At 39.8% G+C, this 10,051-nt stretch carries 5 protein-coding genes and 1 pseudogene; all 6 read right to left on the bottom strand.

The genetic code is table 11. From position 1 onward, the window contains the following. Positions 1-4,719: pseudogene (padA, locus tag HMPREF3057_RS03170) on the bottom strand (LPXTG-anchored isopeptide-forming adhesin PadA); the annotation flags it as partial. A 61-nt stretch (positions 4,720-4,780) separates the two neighbouring features. Further along, positions 4,781-5,368, bottom strand: a complete 588-nt coding sequence (locus HMPREF3057_RS03175) for a TlpA family protein disulfide reductase (protein WP_070696344.1) — start codon at positions 5,366-5,368, stop codon at positions 4,781-4,783. 393 nt (positions 5,369-5,761) lie between these two features. After that, the gene (gene glnA / locus HMPREF3057_RS03180) at positions 5,762-7,108 is read right to left on the bottom strand and encodes a type I glutamate--ammonia ligase (RefSeq protein ID WP_001122885.1); all 1,347 of its coding nucleotides are present in this window, start codon (positions 7,106-7,108) and stop codon (positions 5,762-5,764) included. Positions 7,109-7,144: 36 nt separating this feature from the next. Next, complete coding sequence (gene glnR, locus HMPREF3057_RS03185; protein ID WP_000664333.1) at positions 7,145-7,501, bottom strand: transcriptional repressor GlnR; 357 nt, start codon at positions 7,499-7,501, stop codon at positions 7,145-7,147. Positions 7,502-7,577: 76 nt separating this feature from the next. After that, positions 7,578-8,105, bottom strand: coding sequence for an FUSC family protein (locus tag HMPREF3057_RS03190; protein ID WP_000119887.1), 528 nt, complete (start codon positions 8,103-8,105; stop codon positions 7,578-7,580). Between the two features lie 133 nt (positions 8,106-8,238). Further along, a partial coding sequence (locus HMPREF3057_RS03195; protein ID WP_142350333.1) for an SspB-related isopeptide-forming adhesin occupies positions 8,239-10,051 on the bottom strand: 1,813 nt, incomplete at its 5' end.

Below are 10,051 nucleotides of genomic sequence, written 5' to 3' on the forward strand. Positions count from 1 at the left end.
CGTTACTGGGACTTCGTTAGAGTCCTTGTGATATTTTGGATTATGATCAATATCATAAGAAGCCTTATTCGGAATCTCTGTCTTACCATCTTTATTCACATAAGCTGACAAGTTGGCATTATCTCTAATCTTAGCCTTGAAATTCACTTCAATTGACTTACCGGCATCTGCTTTGACAGAAGCTTCTGTAAAGGCAACTTTGATGACTTGACCAGAAAGTGTCACTGTCGCCTTAGATCCTGCATCCTCACCATCAAGTTTAACAGTAGCTGAAGCATTCTCACCAACAAATTCTAGAACTTCTTTCAACTCGTCTGTCATCTCAAACACAGTTGCATTGGCAGGCATTGTTGTCTTCAAAGTATAAGTAAATTCTTCATTACGTTTTGCAAGATCGTAACGTTCTGCTCCGTTTACTTCCTTCTTAAGCTCTGGAGTTGTTGTTGGCGGTGGAGTGACAGTGACTGGTTTTGATTCTTTCTTAGAATCAGGATTGTCATTAATGATGTAGCTAGCAGTATTTGGTACTACTGGCTTGTCTTTTGCTTCATTTGGATAAGCAGTCAAGAGAGCATCGAAAGTGATGCCGTCTTTAATCTTGGCATTGAATGAAACTTGGACTGCTTTACCAGCATATTGTTTCACTTGATCTTTTCCAAATGTGACTGTCAAGGTTTGACCTTCTGTTTTCACAGTCAAATCTTGAACAGCTTGACCGTCAACAGTGACCGTTGCTTCCCCTTCAAATGCCAATTCTTTGACGATATCATCTGAAATGGTGAAGCTATCTGCCACATGTGGAACCGTTGAGTCAATCGTATACGTGAAGACTTCTGATAACTTACCAAGATCTGCATGTTCCTGACCATTCACCTTCTTAGTGATTGGCGGTGGAGTGACAGTAACCGGTTTGGTTTCTTTCTCACCTTGTTGGTCATTCTTGTTGGTATAAGTAATCTTAGCTTTGTTCTCAATAGATGGAACTTTTGAGTCTTTCTTCACTTTGGCATGAATCACGAGCTCTACTTCTTGGTTACCGTAGTCACCCGCATTCGCAAAATCTTTCATCGTTGCAGTCACGGTTTGACCTTGAACTGTTACATCGAAGAATTTCGCTGCAGCTCCCTTGATTTCAGCTTGACCTGGAGTCAAGTTCTCATCCAAGGTATCCGTTACAACGAAGGACTTGTATGTTGTAATATCATTTGGCAATTTTGCTTTGATATTATACGTGAAGTCCGTTTCTGCACCGATGGTTGCCTCTGTCAATGTTTCGTTGATTTTCTTATCAACGCCTGGTTCTGATGGAGGCGTTACCGTTACCGGTTTGGTTTCTTTTTCTCCGCTGTGATCATTCTTATCTGTGAAACTAAACTTCGCAGTATTTGGAATGTTGATACGAGTCACTCCATCATTGATCTTAGCCGGAATAATCAATTCCACTTCTTGACCAGCAAGGTCTGTAGCCTTCGCAAAGTCCTTCATCGTTGCAGTCACGGTTTGACCCTCAACTGTTACATCGAAGAAGGCGGCAGCCGCTCCTTTGATAACCGGTTTGCTTGAAGTTTCATTGATAACTGACAAATCTCCTTCAAGTGTATCTGTAATCACAAATTTCTTGTAATCTGTAATATCGGTTGGAAGTTTTGTCTTAATGTTGTAGTTATACGCTTGACCTGTCGCGATATCTAAGTGATCAAGAGTTTCATTGATCTTCTTCGTTACAGGAGGTGGCGTTACGGTTACAGGTTTCGATTCAACTTCTTTCTCTACATTATTCTCATTTGTAAAGGAAATAGAAGCCTTGTTTTCAATGGTTGTACCTGTCACACCATTTTTAACTTTTGCAGGAATGACTAATTCAACAGTTGAGTATTTTGCAAGTTCACCAAACTGACCATCCTTCACCGTTGCCGTAATCTCTTGGCCATTGGTGTGGATATCAAAGAGGGCCGCTGCGGAACCTTTAATACTTACGTCTCCTGCAAGTTCCAAATTAGCATCCAGTGTATCACGAATCACAAATTTCTTGTAATTAGCAACATCACTTGGTACTGCTGTTGTAATGTTGTAGTTGTATGGTTGCCCATCAAACGTTTGGAAGCTATCCAAGTTCTCATTAATCTTCTTATCAATAGAAGGTTCTTGTGGTTTTGGTGGTGTAACCGTTACTTTATTCGATGTTTTCTTGATATCATTCAAGGCAACATCTGCCGTGTTAGGTACTTTAATTTGACCATCTTCCTTATATTTAGAAAGGTCAGCACCCGGACGAATCTTAGCCTTGAAGGTCAATTCAAGGTATTGAACATCTTTAGTTTTACGACGCGTTACCTTACGTGAGATTTTTTCAAGTTGAGTTTTATCAAGAGTCAGTGAAACAGTCTGACCTTCAACTTTTGTAGCAGTTTTCAACTCAGTATTATCTTTTTCACCAAGTTTTATATTCAAGCTATCTGCCTGAACTTCCAACTCTGAAACAACTGTATCTGTCAGCGTAAAGTTGTCCGCAATACCTGGCCATGGAGCAGTCACCTTGTACTCAAAGAGTTCCTCTTCTGCCTTCAAATCCTCATGTTCTTTGTCATTAACCTTCTTCGTAATTTCGGTATCAACTGGTGGTTTCACATAGACTGGGTTTGAGCGACGAATTGTACTTGGTTTGTCAGCTGTTTTAGCATGTTTACTTGGATCAGGATTATTATCCTCACCATTCCACATGATATTACCCTGATTCAGCAAACCGAAGCCATCATTATCCTGAAGAAGGGCCATAAATTCTTTGCTCGCTTGATTATTGCGATATTGCTCCTTCAAGCGAACGGTAATGGTCATTTTAGCTTTTTGAAGCACTAAGTATTCATAACCATTCACACTTGGTACATCAGCAACAACAACATCACGTTCGTTTCCGAGATCGTCATTTTGTTTCACTACACGAGTCAAGATTTGACCTTGTGGTCCAGAAGCATGATGACCTACAACTTCTAAACGATAGTCAAGAGGGTCAGTCAGCATAACATTTTTCTTGAACTCATATGGAGCGTTGTTGAAGTTGTAATCTACTGTATAAGTAAATGTTTCATCTTTGGCAGACAAGTTCGCTGCATAGGATGGTTTTTTGCTTAATTGAAGCGGATCTTCAATAGTACCAGTATCATTGCTTTGATCTTGGTCTGCAATTTTCTTGGTGGCACTTGGGTAACAGTATTCAAGTTTTTGAACTTCTACAGTTTCTTTCGAACCACCGATTGTTTCAGTCGCAAAATCACCAACTTTAAATTTACCAGTCAACTCAGGAACTGGAACTGTCTCCTTAACTGGTTTGTAGTCTGCAGGAGGGTCTTGCTCATCATCCTCATCAACTTGTTCAGCATGTGCTTCCTTACTCAAATCATAGTCAAACTTGTTGTTTCCTGGATTAAAGACACTCTCTGGAACAGAGATTGTAACCTTGTCTCCTTCTTGAACAATCTTACCACGAATTTGTTTTGATGGATCTGTGACTTTTTCAACAACAGTCTTGCCATTGATTCGAACAGCATCCACCTTATACCCAGGTGTAACAGTGAACTCACCCTTGATGTCTTCCTTGATCAACGCTGCAGCTACAGATTCTAAAATCTTTTGTGAGAACACATCAATGTTATTCTGTTCATTAACATAGAAGGAAACGTTCTTTCCGTTCACAACCTTATCTGGTGAAGCCATCGATTGAAGTGCGTCGTGGAAGATGGCTTGCACTGAACGGTTGTCCCCAATATTAATAGTGTTACCGAAACCATTTAGATAAGCTGGACCATATTGATAATATGGTTCAGTGAAATTATCAACACGTTCCCAGAAACCTACAACCACAGAACCTTCTGAACCAACCGCTGCTTTCAGCTGGTTACCTGCATCTCTCAACTCATTGGCACGACCAGTAATATCTTGAGCTGCTTCTGGATAGCTATCTACTCCCCAAGCACTATGGATATCCCACGTTCTTGTATAGCTCTTATCCATTACAACTGTGTTAGACCCTGGCAGACGGTAACCATTGGCTACTCCATCCGTTACCAGGAGGAAGACTGTCTTACGACCGTTTTCCATATTCCCTTTGACACTGTTGTACTGAGCGATCGTATCTTGAATGGCTGGAACAGTTGGAGTTCCACCATCAACTGCAATATTATCAATGAATTTATGAATTTCATTTTGATCGCTTGTTAAACCGCTATTCCCATAGGTATAGTGTTTACCAGTTGTATTCGGATCGGTAAATGTATCTGTAGGATTGCCACTGAAATCGTTATTATTAAAGTAACGCACCTGATCCAAACCTTGGTAAGAAGCTACGAAAACGCGGTCAGTTGTCCGAGAGTCGCCAGTCTTAACTAGATGAGGATCGTTCTCATTGTATTGTTCTGGACTCACATATGTTGTCAAACGCTTCAAAGCATTCTTAACACTAGGAATCGTTTTTCTAAATGATCCACTGGCATCCTGCAGGATAACCAAGTCAATTGGTTTACGTGGAACTGTCCATTGCGTCTTCTCCGATTTCTTTATCTTACGATAACATCCATTCTGGATAATTTCCGTATTATCTCCTACTCGAATTACCTCAGTTTCATCAGCCGCACCACGACCGAAACGTAAACTAGCTAATCCTAATGGCACAGAGAGAAACAGAATCGTAAACAGAATGGAGACCTTTTTAATGAAATCTCTCATAATTTTCTCTGAAATCCTATTGTGATTTCTTCTTCCTCCTTTTTCCCGAAATGAATGTATGTTAGTTTAGCAATTCTTGTAACTCTGTCGAGAAATTTTCAGCAGTGGTATGATTTACTAATACATTCTTTACCTGTTGCTGTTTTGTCACAAGATACATACTTGGTATGGTTTGAACCTGTAAAAGATCGGCTGCGGACTGATCTTCGTCATAATAATAGGGGAAAGTATATCCTTTTTCTTTGATATACTGATCAGCAGTTTCCTTTGTTTCTTTTCCTGGTTCGTTCATATTCAGAAGAACAAAATGAATTTGATCTCCATACTTTTCATACATCTGCTGAACAATGGGTAGTTGTTTCTGGCAATGCGGACACCAACTAGCCCATTCGACAACTAACATAGGTTTATCATACAGTTCCGAGATAGCAATCAATTTTCCATCTTGAGAGGTCATTTTAAATTCTGGAAGTTGTTGACCTTTTAAACTCAAAGCCGTATTGTTCTTATCACTAGAAGTTGATTGCGAAACTGACGATGAACCTATATCTCCATCCTTAGTGGGTCTGGTGTAATAAAGCAAACCCACCGCTAAACCTATGATGACACCCACCGCTAAAAATGGTAGCCACCACTTGTCTTTTTGCATAACATCTCCTTTCCTATAATAGTAAAATACAACGAATAAGTCTTTAGCAAATAACATATTAATACTATCAAACAAAAACTGCGACTCATTCATTCCAAATGATATTTTATCATTTACTATTCATTTATACAAGCAATACGTTGTCAGATAGTAAATTTTTTTTAAAAGTAGAAAATCGCCATTAAATAGCATCATTGTACAGTTTTTCTAACCATAAACTTGATTTCGTTTTCTGAGATTTGTCAGAATATTCCCGTTTCCGATGCATAATTGTAAGCAAGCCAAGAAATATGAATTGCCTATATTACCTATACTAATATTTGCATCAAAATACTTTTATAACATTGCAAAAAATAAAAAAGATTGCCCATTCGGACAACCTCTTTTCTGCTATTAATACAAATCAAGATAATTATCAACTTCCCATTGTGAAACAAAGGTTGCATAGCTAGCCCACTCGATACGTTTGGCTTCAAGGAAGCTCGTATAGATGTGTTCACCTAGGGCTGCCTTGACCACTTCATCCTCAGTCAAAGCTTTCAAAGCATTATGAAGAGTTGATGGAAGGTCGGTAATCCCAGCTTCCTTACGCTCTTCTGCTGTCATGATGTAGATATTTTCTTCGATAGGAGCTGGTGCTTCGATTTTGTTTTCAATACCATGCAAACCAACTTCCAAAAGAACCGCCATAGCGATGTATGGGTTTGCCATTGGGTCCACTGAACGCAACTCAAGACGAGTTCCCATACCACGTGAAGCCGGCACGCGCACAAGTGGCGAACGGTTACGACCAGCCCAAGCAATGTAAACAGGTGCTTCATAACCTGGAACCAAACGTTTGTATGAGTTAACTGTTGGGTTCATGATAGCAGTATAGTTGTAAGCATGCTTGATCAAGCCACCAAGGAAATGATAGGCCGTTTCAGACAACTGCATTCCTTTTGGATCATTTGGATCAAAGAAGGCATTATTTCCTTCTGCATCAAACAAGGACATATTACAGTGCATACCTGATCCAGCAATACCAAATTTCGGTTTAGCCATAAAGGTTGCGTAAAGGCCATGTTTGCGAGCAATGGTTTTAACAACAAGCTTAAAGATTTGAATCTTATCGCAGGCACGGAGAACTTCATCGTACTTAAAGTCAATCTCGTGTTGTCCAACCGCAACCTCGTGGTGACTCGCTTCAACTTCAAATCCCATTTTGGTCAAGACATTGACAATCTCACGACGCGTATTGTCTGCAAGGTCAGTAGGCGCCAAGTCGAAGTAGCCACCCTTGTCATTTACCTCAAGAGTTGGATCGCCATTTTCATCCAGCTTAAAGAGGAAGAATTCTGGTTCTGGTCCAAGGTTGAAAGATTTAAATCCTACTTCTTCCATATGACGAAGTGCACGCTTCAGATTACCACGTGGGTCACCTGCAAAGGGTTCGCCTTCTGTTGTATAGACATCACAGATCAAACCTGCAACACTTCCATTTTCATCTCCCCATGGGAAGACTGTCCATGTATCCAAGTCTGGGTACAAGTACATATCTGATTCATTGATACGTACAAAACCTTCAATAGAAGAGCCATCAAACATGGCTTTGTTTGACAAGACCTTATCTAACTGTTCATCTGTAGCAGGAATTTCGACGTTTTTCATGGTTCCCAGAATATCTGAAAACATGAGACGGATAAAGGTAACATTTTTTTCCTTGACTTCACGACGAATATCTGCAGCTGTGATTGGCATGGGTTTTCTCCTTAATATATGACTACTTGCGATTGCCTAACCGCGACCAAAGGGTGACCGTACTGAAGCAAAGCGCCCCTGCTGGAGGAGTTCATTGTGGAGTGCACGACGCACTTCCGTCTGACTCACAGCTTTCTTGGACTTCGCCTCGCGTTCAGCATATTTTTTCTTAATCGCAGCAATATTATGACCTTCAGAGATATAATCTTTGATTTCAAGTAGACGATCCATGTCATTCAAAGAATACATGCGACGATTCCCTTCGTTTCGATCAGGTTTGATCAACTCTTGATCTTCATAATAACGAATCTGACGCGCCGAGAGATCGGTCAATTTCATAACACTGCCGATAGGAAAAACAGCCATATTTCGGCGAAATTCTCTTTCCTTCATTTACAATTTCCTTCTTCCTGTCTATTATAGTCTAAAAAAAGACATACGTCAACGAATAATGTCATAAAATGTAACATTATTTTCTTTTTTTCTCCCAAAAGAGTTTCAGTTGCTCAATATCATAATTTACAAGGATTGCGACAAAAACTCCCATAAATGTTTCAAATACGCGCGCAAACACGTACAAAAATGTTTCTCCGCTTGGTATTGATAGGGTAATAATCAACATAGCCGCCACACCACCGATAACTCCTGCCTTGTTGTTCATGGCGACATTTGTCATAATGGTTAACATGGTGCAAATCGGAACAACTAGTAAGGTTACCCAAAAGGCTCCATGAAATAAAGTGTTTAAGAGGAAAAAGACAAGGGCGTAAAAACCGCCAATGCTATTTCCTAAGATACGCGAAGTTCCAAAATGGACACTCTTATCAAAGCTCTCTCGTAAACTGAAGACCGCTGTTAGTGCTCCGATTTGAAGCCCCTTCCAGCCAAAAAAACCAAAAATCAAGAGAACTATAAATACGGCAATCCCCGTTTTGAAAGTTCGCATACCAAGCTTGAACTGTGACTTATCAAATTTATATTTTTTAAAATAACTCATAATCTCAACTTTCTACTACCATTTTAACATAAATTAGTTGATTTTATGAGTGAAAATCAATAGGAAGCGTTTTTAATTTAGGGGTACAAAAAAGAGGAAACAAAGTTCCTCTTTTTTATTTAACTTTTAGAGCTTAGTTACTTTCGTCTTCTTTACGTTTCAACTGACCAAGTCCTAAAACTCCTACTAAAGCTGCTAGACCAAGATATGGCATGTAGCTTGAATCGTTTGTTCCTGTCTGAGGTAGAGTAGGGTTACCTTTTGGATTTGGAGTAGGAGTTGTTGGCTCCTCTGGTTTCTTAGGTTCTGGCGTTGTCGTACGAACTGTATTTGAAGCGTAAGCAACTTTGTTCACAGTATTTACATAGGTATTTTCAAAGGTTCCGACAGCAATTCGTTTCATTTGAATATAAGTCTCAGCTTGGAATGGAGAATCCAACTGAATCTCTTGAAGGAATTCTTCCTTGAAGCGAATAGTGATCATTCCCTTATCTTGATCATGTTCAACCTGTGTTTCAGCTGTTAAGTCTGTACCTGCCTTGATAACACGACCGTCTTTCAATCGGATATCAACCTTGGCAAGAACTTTATAGTTTCCAGTGTATTGATCACCTTTTTGGTCATAATCATCTACAAAACTATAGTCATTCAAGTCCTCAGAATGATTTTGTGGAATCAAACCACCGATTAAACGATAATTGAAGTACTGGTTCAACGGAATGGTTTGACCATCAATATTGTCACTGCTTGGATCCATACTGATTGTCACATCTTTTTTAGGTGTGATTTTCGGTACATTGTTGACAACTACTTCTGTAGCATAGCCATTTCCAAAATCAATTTGGTAGGCTTTGTTTTCATACTTACCACCCGTTTGACCAAATTCAGGTTTAACTGTCATCGGATCTGTGATGAGCAATGATTTTCCTGCTGCTACATAGTTCTTGTAGAATTCGGCTGGATTATCAGCTGAGAAGAGTTGGAAAGCACCTTTAACAGTGATGTTTGCTTTCTTCAACAGATCTTGAACCTTCTTAGGCGCAGCTTCTAAACTATCAAACTGTTGAACACTGATACCTGATACAAGATTGCCCTCTAGATCACGGATCTTAACCAATTCTGGTTGAAGGGTTAAGGCTTCTTCTGGATAATCATCCACATAGTAGAAACCATTTTGAATCGCTTCTTTAGAAGATTTATCTCCCTTGTATTGGTCCAAATCCCATGTGAGTTCATAGTAGTTCGTTGAACCAGCTAGAACTTCTTTGCCATCAATATTCACACCTTGCTTGTTCTTGTTAACTTTCAAAGGCTTGATGTAGTTGTTATTTGGATTGTCAGGATCATTTGGTTTACCTGGAGTCGTTACACGAACAATATTTGACTTAACACCGTAGGCATCGTTGACTGTCAATGTAAAGTTGTTTGTATAAGTCGCCCCATCATTCAAGACACGACCAACAACAGTTGGATATAGAGTCTCAAAGGATTTTGTCAAATCTGCATTGAAAGCTGCCAAGGTCTCCTCAGTAGCCTTAAAGGTTACAGTGTGACTAGCTTTGTCATAGCTTGTTTCAAACCCTTTGCTTGCAGCCTTGGTTGCTTCCAAATCAAACTGATAGCCAGTTGGAAGTGGATCTACCAATACAAACGAAGTTGTTTTTGGACGCCCTGCAGTTAAAGCTTCCGTTTTCAACTCAAACTTCACTACAGACTGCTTAGCAACTAGAGTACGGTCGATATCTACTCCATCCTCATTTTTAATTTCTTTATTAATCTGAGGTTGTGCAAATAGACGATTGTAATGGAAGTGAACTGTTGGCACCGCTGGTGGTGTTGGCAAGTGCTTAGGAGTTGGTGCTAGCGGCGGAGTTGGCAATGGATCATAATTTGGCTCTTCTGGTTTTGATGGCTCTGGTTGATCTGGAGTTTTTACCGGTGGAGTT

The organism is Streptococcus sp. HMSC072D05, from assembly GCF_001815805.1.
Taxonomy (GTDB): domain Bacteria; phylum Bacillota; class Bacilli; order Lactobacillales; family Streptococcaceae; genus Streptococcus.